The sequence below is a fragment of the Pseudohongiella sp. genome (assembly GCF_011050365.1).
Taxonomy (GTDB): domain Bacteria; phylum Pseudomonadota; class Gammaproteobacteria; order Pseudomonadales; family Pseudohongiellaceae; genus Pseudohongiella.
In genome coordinates, this window is the sequence record NZ_DRFV01000016.1 from 141,503 (window position 1) to 155,741 (window position 14,239).

At 55.4% G+C, this 14,239-nt stretch carries 13 protein-coding genes and 2 tRNA genes; 14 read left to right on the forward strand and 1 reads right to left on the reverse strand.

From position 1 onward, the window contains the following. Positions 1-93 precede the first annotated feature (93 nt). Positions 94-570, forward strand: coding sequence for a transcription elongation factor GreA (gene greA / locus ENH71_RS13750; RefSeq protein WP_294134315.1), 477 nt, complete (start codon positions 94-96; stop codon positions 568-570). A gap of 62 nt (positions 571-632) precedes the next feature. Here greA and yhbY read toward each other — a convergent pair whose 3' ends face one another. Then, positions 633-947: a ribosome assembly RNA-binding protein YhbY gene (gene yhbY / locus ENH71_RS13755; RefSeq protein WP_294134318.1), complete on the reverse strand. Its 315-nt coding sequence runs from the start codon at positions 945-947 to the stop codon at positions 633-635. Between the two features lie 406 nt (positions 948-1,353). On the opposite strand from yhbY, the gene ftsH reads away from it, so the two are divergent. The 13 genes from ftsH (at position 1,354) to rpsO (ending at position 14,149) form a co-directional block, all read left to right on the forward strand. After that, positions 1,354-3,297: an ATP-dependent zinc metalloprotease FtsH gene (gene ftsH, locus ENH71_RS13760; protein ID WP_294134324.1), complete on the forward strand. Its 1,944-nt coding sequence runs from the start codon at positions 1,354-1,356 to the stop codon at positions 3,295-3,297. Positions 3,298-3,333: 36 nt separating this feature from the next. After that, positions 3,334-4,236: a dihydropteroate synthase gene (folP, locus tag ENH71_RS13765; RefSeq protein WP_294134327.1), complete on the forward strand. Its 903-nt coding sequence runs from the start codon at positions 3,334-3,336 to the stop codon at positions 4,234-4,236. A gap of 52 nt (positions 4,237-4,288) precedes the next feature. After that, complete coding sequence (gene glmM, locus ENH71_RS13770; protein ID WP_294134332.1) at positions 4,289-5,653, forward strand: phosphoglucosamine mutase; 1,365 nt, start codon at positions 4,289-4,291, stop codon at positions 5,651-5,653. Between the two features lie 132 nt (positions 5,654-5,785). Continuing rightward, on the forward strand, positions 5,786-6,541 hold the full coding sequence (tpiA, locus tag ENH71_RS13775; protein ID WP_294134334.1) for a triose-phosphate isomerase: 756 nt from the start codon (positions 5,786-5,788) through the stop codon (positions 6,539-6,541). 3 nt (positions 6,542-6,544) lie between these two features. Next, the gene (secG, locus tag ENH71_RS13780) at positions 6,545-6,925 is read left to right on the forward strand and encodes a preprotein translocase subunit SecG (RefSeq protein WP_294134336.1); all 381 of its coding nucleotides are present in this window, start codon (positions 6,545-6,547) and stop codon (positions 6,923-6,925) included. A 13-nt stretch (positions 6,926-6,938) separates the two neighbouring features. Then, positions 6,939-7,025 (forward strand) — tRNA-Leu (locus tag ENH71_RS13785). Between the two features lie 180 nt (positions 7,026-7,205). Next, positions 7,206-7,282, forward strand: a tRNA-Met gene (locus ENH71_RS13790). A 420-nt stretch (positions 7,283-7,702) separates the two neighbouring features. After that, the gene (gene rimP / locus ENH71_RS13795; protein ID WP_294134339.1) at positions 7,703-8,152 is read left to right on the forward strand and encodes a ribosome maturation factor RimP; all 450 of its coding nucleotides are present in this window, start codon (positions 7,703-7,705) and stop codon (positions 8,150-8,152) included. Between the two features lie 63 nt (positions 8,153-8,215). Next, positions 8,216-9,700: a transcription termination factor NusA gene (gene nusA / locus ENH71_RS13800; protein ID WP_294134370.1), complete on the forward strand. Its 1,485-nt coding sequence runs from the start codon at positions 8,216-8,218 to the stop codon at positions 9,698-9,700. Positions 9,701-9,758: 58 nt separating this feature from the next. Continuing rightward, complete coding sequence (gene infB, locus ENH71_RS13805; protein WP_294134342.1) at positions 9,759-12,365, forward strand: translation initiation factor IF-2; 2,607 nt, start codon at positions 9,759-9,761, stop codon at positions 12,363-12,365. 11 nt (positions 12,366-12,376) lie between these two features. Continuing rightward, entirely contained in the window at positions 12,377-12,862 is a 486-nt protein-coding gene (gene rbfA / locus ENH71_RS13810) for a 30S ribosome-binding factor RbfA (RefSeq protein WP_294134345.1), read from the forward strand. 16 nt (positions 12,863-12,878) lie between these two features. Further along, positions 12,879-13,805: a tRNA pseudouridine(55) synthase TruB gene (gene truB, locus ENH71_RS13815; protein WP_294134348.1), complete on the forward strand. Its 927-nt coding sequence runs from the start codon at positions 12,879-12,881 to the stop codon at positions 13,803-13,805. A 74-nt stretch (positions 13,806-13,879) separates the two neighbouring features. Next, positions 13,880-14,149: a 30S ribosomal protein S15 gene (gene rpsO, locus ENH71_RS13820; RefSeq protein WP_070117882.1), complete on the forward strand. Its 270-nt coding sequence runs from the start codon at positions 13,880-13,882 to the stop codon at positions 14,147-14,149. Positions 14,150-14,239: the final 90 nt, after the last annotated feature.

Consider the following 14,239-nt stretch of genomic DNA (forward strand, 5'->3'; position numbering starts at 1 on the left):
TCTGAACAGTGCTGGCGGGGCCTCCTGGAGGGGTCCCGCCGGTATTTTTTTTATTCCCTGATTTTGACGATCGCGAAGATCTGTGAGAGTGATATGAGAAAAGTGCCAATGACCATGGGTGGCGCGGAGCGACTGCGCGCTGAACTCTATGAGTTGAAATCCGTGAAGCGCCCGGCGATTATCAAGGCAATCGCGGAAGCGCGGGAACACGGTGATCTCAAGGAAAACGCCGAGTACCACGCCGCGCGTGAGCAACAGGGTTTCTGTGAGGGTCGGATTCAGGAAATCGAAGGCAAGCTGGCTGACTCCGAAATCATTGATATCGCGAGTATTCCGCCCTCAGGCAAGGTCATTTTTGGCGTGACTGCGACATTACTTAACCTGGATACCGAAAAAACCATACGCTATCAGATCGTTGGTGAGGATGAAGCCGACGTTAAAGCTGGCAAGATCTCCGTGGGGTCACCGATTGCGCGCGCCATCATGGGCAAGGAAGAGGGTGATGAAGTCGTGGTTAAAGCCCCGTCGGGTGAGATCGAATACGAAATCAGCAAAATCGAGCACATCTGAGTACGCTCAGGGCCGGGGCATGGCAACCCGTCCCTGGCCTTGTGCCTGGCAGGAAGGTGACGTCAGGCCGGGGTGTGGCGCAGGATATTCGACAACTTTGGATTGGGTTTGTTGGCTGGGCGATAAAGCACCGCGATATTGCCAATGGTTTGCACGCAACTGGCTCGGCTGACGCCACAGATCTCCTCTGCGACCTCTTTGCGGGCATCGCGGTCCGCCGCCAGTATCTTCACCTTGATTAACTCGTGTTGCTCCAGCGCCCGGTCAATTTCCTTGCACACGGTTTCCGATAGCCCTTTTTGTGCAATCGTCACCACTGGCTTGAGTTTATGGGCGATAGCGCGTAGTTTTTTTGTATCCAGGGAGCTTGAGGTCATAAAGTTTCCGACGGTTGCGGCAGACGGTCTGCAGCAGATGAGACATAGTTTAAAGGTCTATTGTAGCGCACGCCGATCCGTGGACAAAGCGCTGCGGTGGCATCGATACCCGCAACCCTTGGACAATGACAAGCGTCATCTTGTAATATCGGAATCAGCCCCCATCTTTAGGGGGCATCCGCCCAACAATAGCAGCTCGCACATTCCGGCATAACCTCACCGCGGAATCAGGCTTCCAGGCTGTAATAACAAGTATCCGGGGTTTGAGGGAATAGCAATCCCGCTTGAGACGGTCTTTACCTGTGAAGGTTTTGGCCGCTAACGGGTTAAACAGGTTCATTTGAGCATTAACCGGAAGACAGTCGACCGGTTTCACAAAGAGAAGGGGGATATTCCCTTGAACGATATGGCAAAGAATTTACTGCTTTGGATGGTTATCGCGGCTGTGTTGCTGACGGTATTCAACAACATCAATCAGGAGCCCGCGACAGCGCAGGTGAATTATTCTGATTTTATTCGCGAGGTGCGCTCCGGGCAGGTGGAATCGGTCAATATTGCCGGCGTTAACGTCAGCGGTCTGCGCAACGACAACTCACGGTTTACCACCACCATCCCCATGATCGGTGATGATCAGCTGATGGATGACCTGTTCAACAATAATGTTGAAATTCGCGCCTCCGAACCTGAGCGCCAGAGTCTGTGGACGCAATTGCTGGTGGCAAGCTTCCCGATCCTGATCATTATCGCCCTGTTTTTCTTCTTCATGCGCCAGATGCAGGGGGGTGCCGGCGGCGGCAAGGGCGGACCAATGTCCTTTGGCAAGAGTAAAGCCAAGCTGCTGGGTGAAGACCAGATCAAGATTACCTTCGCCGACGTGGCTGGTGTGGATGAAGCCAAAGAGGACGTCAAGGAGCTGGTCGACTTCCTGCGCGAGCCGGACAAGTTCCAGCGCCTTGGTGGCCGTATTCCACGCGGTATTCTGATGGTGGGGCAGCCCGGTACCGGTAAAACCCTGCTCGCCAAGGCGATTGCCGGTGAAGCCAAAGTACCTTTCTTCTCCATCTCGGGTTCAGACTTTGTGGAGATGTTTGTTGGTGTGGGCGCATCCCGGGTCCGCGATATGTTTGACCAGGCCAAGAAGCAGGCGCCCTGCATTATCTTTATCGACGAGATCGACGCTGTGGGCCGGCACCGTGGTGCGGGTCTGGGAGGCGGTCATGATGAGCGTGAGCAGACCCTGAACCAGCTGTTGGTGGAAATGGACGGCTTTGAAGTTAATGACGGCATTATTGTGATTGCCGCCACCAACCGTCCGGACGTACTCGACCCGGCACTGCTGCGTCCTGGCCGGTTTGACCGTCAGGTCGTTGTGGGGCTGCCCGACATTCGTGGTCGCGAACAGATCCTGAAAGTACACATGCGCAAAGTGCCGATCGCCGATAACGTTGATGCCGCCGTCATTGCCCGCGGCACGCCCGGTTTTTCCGGTGCGGATCTGGCCAACCTGGTCAATGAGTCGGCATTGTTTGCCGCGCGTGCTGGCCGTCGGCTGGTGACCATGGAAGAGTTCGAGAAGGCCAAGGACAAGATCATGATGGGCGCCGAGCGCAAATCCATGGTCATGTCGGACAAGGAAAAAACCAATACCGCCTATCATGAGGCTGGTCACGCCATTGTGGGCCGGCTGGTACCGGAGCACGACCCGGTATACAAGGTCAGTATCATTCCGCGCGGACGGGCGTTGGGTGTGACCATGTTCCTGCCGGAAGAAGATCGGTACAGCATCAGTAAGCGTGCGATTCTGAGTCAGATCTGCAGTCTTTACGGAGGCCGTATTGCCGAGGAAATGACGTTGGGCGCCGAAGGCGTGACCACCGGTGCCTCCAACGATATCCAGCGCGCCACCGAAATGGCGCGCAATATGGTGACCAAGTGGGGACTGTCGGAGAAACTGGGCCCGCAAATGTATGCTGAAGATGACGGCGAAGTTTTCCTGGGCCGTTCAGCGGGCGGATCTCAGAAACAGCACTCCGGAGAAACGGCGAAGCTGATTGATGAGGAAGTGAAGAGCATCATCGACTATTGCTACAACAAGGCCAAACAGTTGCTCGATGACAATCGTGACAAGCTGGAGCTGATGAAGGACGCGTTGATGGAGTACGAAACCATTGATGCCGAACAGATCAACGACATCATGGCGGGCCACAAACCAAGACCGCCCGCTGACTGGTCTGACACTGACAGTGGCTCGGGTTCCGCCCGGGCTGATGCACCTGACGATAGCCGCGACGGCAAGTCAGACGATTCCCGCTCGGACAAACCCGTAGGTGGTCCGGTCAGCGATCACTGATTGCGATTACCTGATCGGGCCACGCGAGAGGCAATAATGTCGTCCCAACACCTCGCTTCCGGATGCCTGGCGCCCACTTTGCAGTGTGGCGCCAGGGTACTGGATCTTTCCAGTCCCCGGGTGATGGGGATTCTGAATGTAACCCCTGATTCGTTTTCTGACGGTGGTGCCCTGGGCACTGGCGCCGACGCCGGGTCAGCGGGTTTTTTTGTGTCTGTGGATAAAGCGCTGCGACGCACTGAGCGCATGGTAGAGGACGGCGCCGCCATCATTGATGTGGGTGGCGAGTCGACCAGGCCCGGTGCTGCTGGTGTGACCGGGCAGCAGGAGCTGGATCGGGTGATACCGGTTATCGAAGCTATCACGCAGCGTTTTGATGTCATTGTTTCCGTCGATACCAGTGCTCCGCTCGTTATCCGCGAGGCTGCACTGGCGGGTGCAGGGTTGATTAATGACATCAGGGCCCTGCGTCGCGATGGTGCCATCGATGCTGTTGCCGCCACCTCAATGGGGCTTTGTCTCATGCATATGAAGGGTGAACCCGGTACCATGCAGCAGGCGCCGGTGTATGATGACCTGCTGGCAGAAGTACTCGGATTTCTGCAGCAAAGGGTCAGTGATTGTGAGCGCGCCGGCATCGCCCGTGGGCGCATCTGCCTGGACCCCGGGTTTGGCTTTGGCAAGACGCTGGCGCATAATTACAGGCTGTTGCGGGAGCTGCCGACCTTACTGGCGGCGGGCTTGCCTGTGCTGGCGGGAATTTCGCGCAAGTCAATGATCGGCGCCGTTGTTGAGCGTGAGGTTGATGGGCGGTTGCCTGGCAGTCTGGCTGCAGCTGTGCTGGCAGCAGAGCACGGTGCAAGCATCATTCGGGTTCATGATGTCGCCGAAACAGTGGATGCGTTGAAAGTTCTGCAGGCTATGCAGAGCCTGCCTTAAACCGCAGGTTGCCCGGCAGGCCGCAAAGAGCGTACAGGGAAAAGGGGATATTATGGGATCGCAGGGGAAATCAGAAAAACAGTACTTCGGTACCGATGGCATCAGGGGTCATGTGGGTGAATATCCCATTACCCCTGATTTCATGCTCAAACTGGGCTGGGCTGCAGGCAAGGTATTTGCCCGTTCGGGCGGGCAGCGCAGCAAAATACTCATTGGCAAGGATACCCGCGTGTCCGGCTATATGTTTGAAGCGGCGCTGGAAGCAGGCCTGGCCTCTGCCGGTGTTGATATCAATATGCTGGGCCCGATGCCGACCCCGGCAGTTGCCTACCTGACACGAACCTTTCAGGCGCAGGCTGGCATCGTGATTAGCGCATCACATAACGCATTTCAGGATAACGGCATCAAGTTCTTTGCCGGCGATGGCACCAAATTGCCTGACGAAACTGAACTGGCCATCGAAGCATATCTTGCGCGCGACCTCACCACGGTTGGCGCCGCTGAAATCGGCAAGGTTACCCGTATCACCGATGCCGCCGGTCGCTACATTGAGTATTGCAAGCGCACGGTGCCGGGCAATGCGGTGTTGCAGGGATTAAAAATTGTTGTGGATTGCGCGCACGGGTCGACCTATCACATTGCGGCCAATGTTTTCTCCGAGTTGGGGGCTTCAGTAAAGGCCATTGGTGTCTCGCCCAACGGCATGAATATCAATCAGGACTGTGGCTCAACATCACCGCAGCGTCTGGTGAAGGAAGTGTTGGCGGAACAGGCCGATATCGGTATCGCTTTTGACGGTGACGGCGACCGTGTCATCATGATTGATCATCAGGGGAATGTCGTTGACGGCGATGAGTTGCTTTACATTATCGCGCGCGACCGGCGTCGGCGCCATGTCGGGTTTGGTGGAGTCGTTGGTACCCTGATGAGCAATCTTGGCCTGGAACTGGGCCTTGATGCACTGGATGTCCCCTTTGTCCGCACGGATGTGGGGGATCGCTACGTCATGGAAATGCTGAAGAAAAACGGCTGGCAGCTTGGGGGGGAGTCTTCCGGGCATATCGTCTGCCTGGATGTAACCACCACCGGTGACGGCATTGTGTCTGCCCTGCAGGTGCTGGCAGCGATGATGCAGACAGATTCCAGCCTGTACGACTTGCGTACCAAGATGACCAAAATGCCGCAGCATATGGTAAATGTGAAAGTGGCCAGTAAGTCAGCGGTGGCGTCGAACCCGCAAGTGCTTGCTGCCGTCGCTGAGCTGGAGCATAAGTTGGCGGGACGCGGGCGCATTCTGCTCAGGCCGTCCGGGACGGAGCCACTGATCCGGGTCATGGTCGAAGGCGAGGATGAGGCTGAAGTCAGGGCGCATGCCAGCGAATTGGCCGAAGTCGTCGCCGCATCCTGCGAGTCGTGATCCCGGCACCCTGGCTTATGTTGTGAGGTACTGTTTATGCGCAGTGCCGATCTTGCAAGGTCGCGACAAACTGGTTATAGTGGCGCCCCGTTTTAACAATGTCGGGCGCCGGCATCGCACAGGATAGTGAATATGCGTCGGGCTTTGGTTGTCGGAAACTGGAAAATGAACGGAACGCGCGACAGCATACAGGCGCTGTTGCGTGGTCTGGTGCCGGCAGTGTCGCATGGGATCAATGGCGTTGATATTGTGGTTTGTCCGCCTTTCCCCTATCTTGCGCTCGTTGCCGAGACGATAAAGGGCTGCGAAATTGTGCTTGGCGCCCAGAATGTCTCTTGTGAAGAGAAAGGCGCCTTCACAGGTGAAATCTCTCCCGGCATGTTGGTGGATTGTCGCGCGCGTTATGTCATTTTGGGTCATTCCGAACGCCGTCAGCAGATGGCGGAGACTGATGAGCTGATAGCGCGAAAATTTGTTGCAGCGCAGCAGGCGGGTTTGATACCCATTCTGTGTGTTGGTGAAACACTGGCGCAGCGTGACAATGGCAGCGCCCAGGCAACTGTGGCGGCGCAGGTAAGTGCAGTACTGACGCTGGCGGGCGTGACTGCCCTGGAGCGGGCCGTGATTGCGTATGAGCCGGTATGGGCCATCGGTACCGGTAAGTCGGCTACCGCACAGCAGGCCCAGCAGATGCATGCAGGCATTCGCGAATTGATTGCCGGCCATGACGCTGAGGTGGCCGGGGCTATACAATTGCTTTATGGCGGCAGTGTGAGCTCTGCCAATGCTGCTGAACTTTTTGAACAGGCCGATATTGATGGTGGGCTTGTGGGTGGGGCCTCGCTTGATGCGTCGGCATTTATCGAAATTTGTAATAGTGTGAGCTGAATTATGGAAACTCTTGTGGTCGTTGTGCATGTGATTGCCGCTATCGCGATCATCGGCCTGGTTCTGTTGCAGCAGGGCAAAGGGGCCGATGCCGGCGCCGCCTTCGGCAGCGGCGCGTCGCAGACAGTGTTTGGCAGTTCAGGTTCGGGCAATTTTCTGACGCGCTCAACCACAGTGGCTGCGGTCGTGTTTTTCGCCACCAGTCTGGTGTTGGCCATTTATGCCCAGCAATACAGTATGGGCGGCATGAATGATGCGTCACCCATTGTAAATCCCGATGTGTTGCGCGAGCTTGAAGAGTCAGATGTGCCGCAGCTGACAGCGCCGGCGACATCTTCTGATGTACCGGACGTGCCGGACCAGGCGCCCCCGACAGGGCAGTAACAGTAAAAGTTTGGCCGAAGTGGTGGAATTGGTAGACACGCTATCTTGAGGGGGTAGTGGCCTATTGGTCGTGCGAGTTCAAGTCTCGCCTTCGGCACCAATTGCAGGAAGATGCTTGTCAAAGAGTGCTCGATTATGGAGCCCTTGCTCGAAAGTCACTTGACTTTCAAGGTGTCAGGCGACTAGAATACCTGCCCTCAGATAGCGGCTTTGCCAGAAGCCATCTGAGCTCAGTAAGCCCGGTTGTTAATCAAGGCTATTGAGAAGTTTGAAGTTTTGTTGCGGGGTGGAGCAGTCTGGCAGCTCGTCGGGCTCATAACCCGAAGGTCGTAGGTTCAAATCCTGCCCCCGCTACCATTATTGAAGTGAAGTGGAGCATCAGGCAGCCCGAAGATCGGGCTCGGCTTTTATCCGGCGCAGCCGCTGAAGGTCGTAGGTTCAAATCCTGCCCCGCTACCACTTTTTGCGATTCAGCCTGGATCCAACAGTCTGGATTGCCAATATGCAGTAGCTATGCTTAATGGCCTGGCTCTGTACCAGAGCCCCTTGATGGGGCTTTTTATTAGGTGCAGATTTTTGTCAGTTACAAATCGGTCAGCCGGCAAGTAATTAAGTTGTGCAAGGTGTGAAAGATGTATGTGCCGGTCATTACGGGATATACAGGTTCCGCCACCGTGGGATTGCGTTTGCTTGCGCCCCCGGTAAGACAAATATTTTGTTTTTGAGGTGGGCCGCAGGCCCACTTTTTGTTTGTGTCGTAAAAAGGTAATTGACAAGTTGGTAGCATCAGTTGACATGATCTCGGATTTGCTCCGGCCTACGATTGAGGCGCTGAGCCTGGAATTATGGGGTGTAGAGCATATCGCTCGCGGGCGTTCGAGTCTGTTGCGCATCTACATTGACAGCCCGGAAGGCATCGCGATCGAAGATTGTGAGCGCGCCAGTCGTCAGGTCAGTGCGGTGTTGGACGTCGAAGACCCATTGTCGGGCGAATATACCCTTGAGGTTTCGTCCCCGGGCATGGACCGGCCGTTGTTCCGGTTCGAGCAATACAGCCAGTTTATTGGTGACGTGGTGAATTTACGCCTTCGTACACCGATTGAAGGACGCCGCAAGTTCAAGGGTGTTCTTGAGAAGGCGGAAGCAGATCAGATAGTCATGACTGTTGACGGCGAATTAATAGAAATTCCATTCCAGCAGGTCGACAAGGCCAACATTGCATTTTGACAGGCAGGTTGGCTCGGTGCGCAGTTGGGACGATGAATCCGTGTGTAAGGTGACACTACTATGATGAGTAAAGAAATTCTGATGGTTGCAGACGCGGTCTCGAATGAGAAGGGAGTGTCACGCGACGTTATTTTTGAAGCCATCGAGGTCGCACTGGCGACGGCTACCAAAAAGCGCTTCGATGAAGAGGAAGTGCAGTGCCGTGTGCATGTCGACCGCAAAACCGGTCTGTATGAATCGTTCCGCGTCTGGGATGTGGTTGCTGACGACGAGCAGGAAGAGCCGGCCGCGCAGATCACGCTGACGGCTGCCAAGGAAAAGAATCCGGAGCTGAATGTCGGCGACGTATACGAAGAGAAGATCGAGAATACTGACTTCGGTCGCATCGCTGCGCAGACAGCCAAGCAGGTTATCGTACAGAAAGTACGCGAAGCAGAGCGAGATCTGGTTATCGCGGAATACAAGGACAAAGTTGGCGAACTGGTTTCAGGCACGGTCAAGAAAGTAACCCGTGAAAGTGTCCTGGTTGATCTGGGTGGCAACGCTGAAGCATTGTTGACGCGAGATCAGATGATCCCGCGCGAAATGTTCCGCACCGGTGACCGTATGCGTGCCCTGTTGCTGGACGTACGCCAGGAAGTGCGTGGCCCGCAGCTTTTTCTGAGTCGCACGGCGCCGGGCATGTTGATCGAATTGTTTAAGATAGAAGTGCCGGAAATTGCTGAAGACGTCATTGAGATTCGAGCGGCAGCACGTGACCCGGGTTCGCGGGCAAAAATTGTGGTCAGCACCAATGATGGCCGTATCGATCCGGTCGGTGCCTGTGTCGGCATGCGTGGTTCGCGCGTTCAGGTTGTTTCCAATGAGCTGGCGAATGAGCGCATTGACATTATTTTGTGGGACGACAACCCCGCACAACTGGTGATTAACGCAATGGCGCCGGCTGAAGTTGCGTCCATTGTCATGGACGAGGACAGCCACACGATGGATGTCGCGGTCGAAGAAGACAACCTCGCGCAGGCCATTGGCCGCAGTGGCCAGAACGTCCGGCTGTCAGCCGAACTGACGGGCTGGGCAATCAATGTCATGAGCATTGACGACGCCAACGAAAAGCAACAGCTCGAAGCCAGTGGCTTTATTACAACATTCATGGAAACGCTGGGTGTTGATGAGGACGTTGCCGAGTTGCTGGTCAGCGAAGGCTTTACCTCTCTCGAAGAAGTCGCTTATGTGCCAATGGATGAGATGTTGAGCATTGATGGTTTTGATGAAGATATTGCCAAGGAGTTGCGCGATCGCGCCCGTGATGCGCTGCTGACACAGGCCATTGCCTCGGAAGAGGGTCTGTCCAGCGCCAACCTGGAAGCCGATTTGCTGAATATGGAAGGCATGGATGATGTGCTGGCTCTTGCCTTGGCGGGAAAGGGTATTGTCAGCATGGAAGATCTTGCCGAGCAGGCAATCGATGAATTGATGGATATTGAAGGCATGGACGAAGAACGTGCCGGAAAACTGATTATGACCGCTCGAGCGCCCTGGTTTGAGTGAACTGTGTGCAAACGCGTTTACCCGATATCGGGCACCAAGAGTAGACAGGAGTAGCTAAATGGCAGATGTAACAGTCGGTGAACTTGCCAAAGTGGTCGGTGTTACCGCGGAACGGCTTCTGGCCCAGATCAAAGAGGCCGGACTGCCCCACAAACGCGCGGAAGAACCGATATCCAATGAGGACAAGAACGCATTGTTGTTGTTTCTGCGGCGCAGCCATGGCGCGGCTGAGGCCGGCGACTCCGCGCCTAAGAAAATCACGCTGAAACGCAAAACTGTTGGCACGCTGAAAACCTCATCGGGGCAAGGGCGCGGCAAGACAGTTAACGTAGAAGTGCGCAAAAAGCGCACCTATGTCAAGCGCAGCGAACTGGAGCCGGAGAAGCCTGCGGAAGAAGCAGTTATTGCCGACGATATGCATGAGCAGGCGCCACCGCCGGAGGCCGTTGTTGAGCAGCCGCCGGAAACCACGGCCAAGGTTGAAGATGCCGCATCTGCCGAGGCGGCGCCTGTCGCTGCCGAAGATGATGTGAAGCCGTCAGCGAAGGCGACGCCTGATGAAAACGTGGGCAAGGACGATACCGCTGATGTTGCAGCGGCGGCAACTGCCGAGCAGGTCGAGGCGGCGCGTGCTGCAAAAACCGGGCAGCCAAGCTCAGGTAAACCCAAAGCACCGGTTAAAACCGGGCGCAAGGATGACGCCGACGAGAAAGATGACGACAAGAAATCCGGGTTCCGCAAAAAATCAGCCGCACCCAAGAAGCAGGGCAAAGCACGCATTTCTGCGGATGACTTTGTTCTGGAAGACAACGATTCTGATGATGCAGGTGGTCGTGGCCGACGCGGCGGACCACGCAGGAAACCTCGCAGACAGCAACATGGTTTTGAAAAACCAACGGAGTTTATTTCGCGCGAAATTATAATTGGTGAAGCCAACACGGTGCCTGATCTGGCCCAGAAAATGTCACTCAAATCAGCCGAGCTGATCAAGAGTCTGTTCAAAATGGGTGTCATGGCAACCATTAACCAGGTGCTTGACCAGGACACTGCGACGCTGTTGGTGGAAGAGTTCGGCCATACTGCGAAGTTTGTATCTGCCGATGCCATTGAGGATGATCTCTACGACTCTATTGCTTACGACGGTGGCGCGGAATCAGTCAGTCGCGCACCCGTTGTTACCGTTATGGGTCACGTCGACCATGGTAAAACATCGCTGCTGGATTACATCCGCAAGTCATCCGTAGCATCGGGTGAAGCCGGTGGTATTACCCAGCACATTGGTGCCTATCATGTGGAAACTGATCACGGCATGATCTGCTTCCTGGATACGCCTGGTCACGCTGCGTTCAGTGCCATGCGCTCACGGGGCGCCAAGGCTACCGACGTTGTCGTGCTGGTTGTTGCTGCCGATGATGGCATGAAGCCGCAGACGGAAGAAGCCATTCAGCATGCCCGCGCAGCCGGCGTCCCCATTGTTGTTGCCATTACCAAAGTGGACAAGGAAGACATTGATATCGACAAGGTGACCAGCGAGCTGGCCGCTAAAGATGTGATTCCGGAAAGCTGGGGCGGCGACACCATGTTTGTGCAGGTTTCTGCGCATACCGGTGCCGGTATCAACGAACTGCTGGAAGCGATTCTGTTGCAGTCAGAGATGCTGGAGCTGAAGGCATTCATTGATGCGTCAGGTAAAGGCGTAGTGATTGAATCGAGGCTGGATAAAGGCCGCGGGCCGGTAGCATCTGTGCTGGTGCAGAACGGTACGCTGAATGTGGGTGATGTGGTACTCGCCGGTCATGAATACGGTCGCGTGCGCGCACTGATTGATGAAGCCGGTCGTTCGGTTAAATCTGCCGGCCCTTCGATTCCGGTCGAAGTGCTGGGTTTCAACGGCGTGCCGGAAGCCGGTGATGAATTTGTTGTGGTGGTTGACGAGAAGAAAGCGAAGGAAGTAGCCGAGTTCCGTCTGAGTCGCCACAAGGATCACAAGGCCGCATTGCAACAGGGCAACAAGGTTGAGGCCATGTTCGCCGGCCTGGGTCGTGCAGGCAAAGGCATTCTTAACGTCATTATCAAGTCTGATGTGCGCGGATCCATGGAAGCCATCATCGGCTCGTTGCAAAAGATTGGCACCGAGGAAGTCGAAGTCAATGTTGTGGCTTCCGGTGTTGGTGGTATCTCTGAAACGGATGCACACCTGGCGGCGACATCAAAAGCCATGCTGATCGGCTTTAATGTGCGAGCGGATAAAACGGCTCGCGATGTCATCGAGAACGAAGGCGTCAATCTGCGTTACTACAATGTTATTTACGACGTAATAGACGACGTCAAAGCCATCCTGGGTGGCATGTTGGCACCAGAGCTGCGCGAAGAGATTCTGGGCGTTGCCGAAGTGCGGGATGTGTTCAACTCGCCGAAATTTGGCCAGGTTGCCGGTTGCATGGTTGTCGAAGGCAGCGTTTTCCGCAACAGACCGATTCGTGTTCTGCGTGACAACGTGGTGATCTATGAAGGTGAACTGGAGTCATTGCGTCGCTTCAAGGACGATGCCAACGAAGTGCGTAACGGCATGGAGTGCGGTATCGGCGTGAAGAATTACAATGACGTTAAAGTCGGCGACAAGATTGAGGTTTACCAGACCATTCAGGTCGCACGTTCACTGTAAGGGCACCATTTATGAATAAGCCCTCGCCGAGAGCACAACGCGTCGCCGATCAGATACAGCGCATACTGGCTGATCTGATCCGGCGCGAAATCCGTGATCCGCGCGTCGGCATGGTATCTGTCACCGGCGTCAACGTCAGCCGTGATTTTGCCTATGCCAATGTGTTTGTCACGGTGCTCAGCAGCGGGCTGGTGCAGGACGGTTTTGGTAGCCAGTTGAAAGACATGGGCGAGCTGGATCGTAAAGAGATTGATGACAGTCTGGCGGCGTTGAACAAGGCGGCCGGCTATCTGCGCAGCCTGCTGGGCAAAGAGTTGAGTCTGCGCACCACGCCGGCACTGAAGTTTCATTACGACGACAGCATAGCCCGTGGCAGCTACCTGTCCACGTTGATCGACAAGGCGCTGGCGGCAGACAGTACGCATGAGCATTTACCCGACGCTGATGATGAGTCGGATGATACCTCTTCGGATAACTCCGGGTCAGACAAGCAATAAACAAGAGAGCGTGACGTTGGCCACAGATAGAAAACGGAAGGGCCGGGATATAAGTGGCATTCTGTTGCTGGACAAGCCGCAGGGCATGAGCTCCAACGCCTGCCTGCAGCAGGCCAAGCGCCTGTTCCAGGCCAGCAAGGCGGGCCATACCGGGGCGCTGGATCCATTGGCGACCGGGGTACTGCCGCTGTGTTTTGGTGAGGCGACAAAGGTGTCGCAGTTTTTACTGGAGGCAGACAAACGTTATCTGACCACCATCAAACTGGGTGAGCGCACCAACACTGCTGACGCCGAAGGTGAGGTTATCAGCACCCGCCCGGTGGGTGAGCTGAGTGAACAGGCCTTGGTCACATGTCTGTCACGGTTCAACGGTGATATTGAGCAGGTTCCGCCGATGTACTCGGCGCTCAAGCATAAAGGCCAGCCGCTGTACAAATTGGCGCGGGCCGGTCAGGAAGTGGAACGTAAAAGCAGGCAGGTCACCATACACGACCTGATTTTGCACGAATTTGACGGGGCCTCGCTGACACTGGAAATCCATTGCAGCAAAGGGACCTATGTGCGTACTATAGCCGACGATCTGGGCGAAGCATTGGGCTGCGGCGCCCATGTGACGGCCCTGCGTCGTCTGCAGGCAGGCGTTTTCCGGTTGCAGAACTGCGTCACGCCGGAAGTTTTACAGACGATTTTTGATGCCGAGGGCACGGACGGTCTCGATGCGCTGTTACAGGCGCCGGACCTGGCCATTGCGCATTTGCCGAAAGCGGAAATGTCGGCACAGATGGCGGCTTATGTACGACAGGGTCAGGCAGTGATGCTGCGGCAATTGCCCGCTAGCGGCCTGGTCCGTTTGTATGATGAAGCAGAATTCATCGGAATAGGCGAGATGCTCGACGATGGTCGGGTCAAGCCACACCGATTAATAAAGGAGACCGCCAGGTAACTGTCAGTATGCACGGTTATGCTGGTTGACAGGATGTCTTATCATTTAACGCATATTATTTTGGAGTTTTTAACATGGCTTTAACAACAGAACAGAAAGCAAACATTGTCAAAGAATATGGCCAGGGCGAAGGTGACACAGGATCACCCGAAGTTCAGGTGGCATTGTTGACCGAAAACATTAACCTGCTGCAGGGTCACTTCCGTGAGCACTCTCACGATCACCACTCCCGTCGTGGTCTGATCCGCATGGTAAACAGCCGTCGCAAACTGCTGGACTACCTCAAGCGCAAGAATGTTGAGCGTTATGCCACTTTGATCAAGCGTCTGGGTCTGCGTCGCTAAGACGCGCACCGTTTCCAAAACGATGAGAAAGTGAGAAGAGACTCTTGGTAAAAAGGATGTTGCTGCAATGCTGCCCGGGTCTCAAATAAA

What these genes read in the sequence shown, in the direction of transcription:
- infB (WP_294134342.1), top strand. Translation starts at nt 9,759, where the DNA reads ATGGCAGATGTAACAGTCGGTGAACTTGCCAAAGTGGTCGGTGTTACC.
- rbfA (WP_294134345.1), top strand. Translation starts at nt 12,377, where the DNA reads ATGAATAAGCCCTCGCCGAGAGCACAACGCGTCGCCGATCAGATACAG.
- rpsO (WP_070117882.1), top strand. Translation starts at nt 13,880, where the DNA reads ATGGCTTTAACAACAGAACAGAAAGCAAACATTGTCAAAGAATATGGC.
- yhbY (WP_294134318.1), bottom strand. Translation starts at nt 947, where the DNA reads ATGACCTCAAGCTCCCTGGATACAAAAAAACTACGCGCTATCGCCCAT.
- ftsH (WP_294134324.1), top strand. Translation starts at nt 1,354, where the DNA reads ATGGCAAAGAATTTACTGCTTTGGATGGTTATCGCGGCTGTGTTGCTG.
- secG (WP_294134336.1), top strand. Translation starts at nt 6,545, where the DNA reads ATGGAAACTCTTGTGGTCGTTGTGCATGTGATTGCCGCTATCGCGATC.
- greA (WP_294134315.1), top strand. Translation starts at nt 94, where the DNA reads ATGAGAAAAGTGCCAATGACCATGGGTGGCGCGGAGCGACTGCGCGCT.
- tpiA (WP_294134334.1), top strand. Translation starts at nt 5,786, where the DNA reads ATGCGTCGGGCTTTGGTTGTCGGAAACTGGAAAATGAACGGAACGCGC.
- folP (WP_294134327.1), top strand. Translation starts at nt 3,334, where the DNA reads ATGTCGTCCCAACACCTCGCTTCCGGATGCCTGGCGCCCACTTTGCAG.
- nusA (WP_294134370.1), top strand. Translation starts at nt 8,216, where the DNA reads ATGAGTAAAGAAATTCTGATGGTTGCAGACGCGGTCTCGAATGAGAAG.
- glmM (WP_294134332.1), top strand. Translation starts at nt 4,289, where the DNA reads ATGGGATCGCAGGGGAAATCAGAAAAACAGTACTTCGGTACCGATGGC.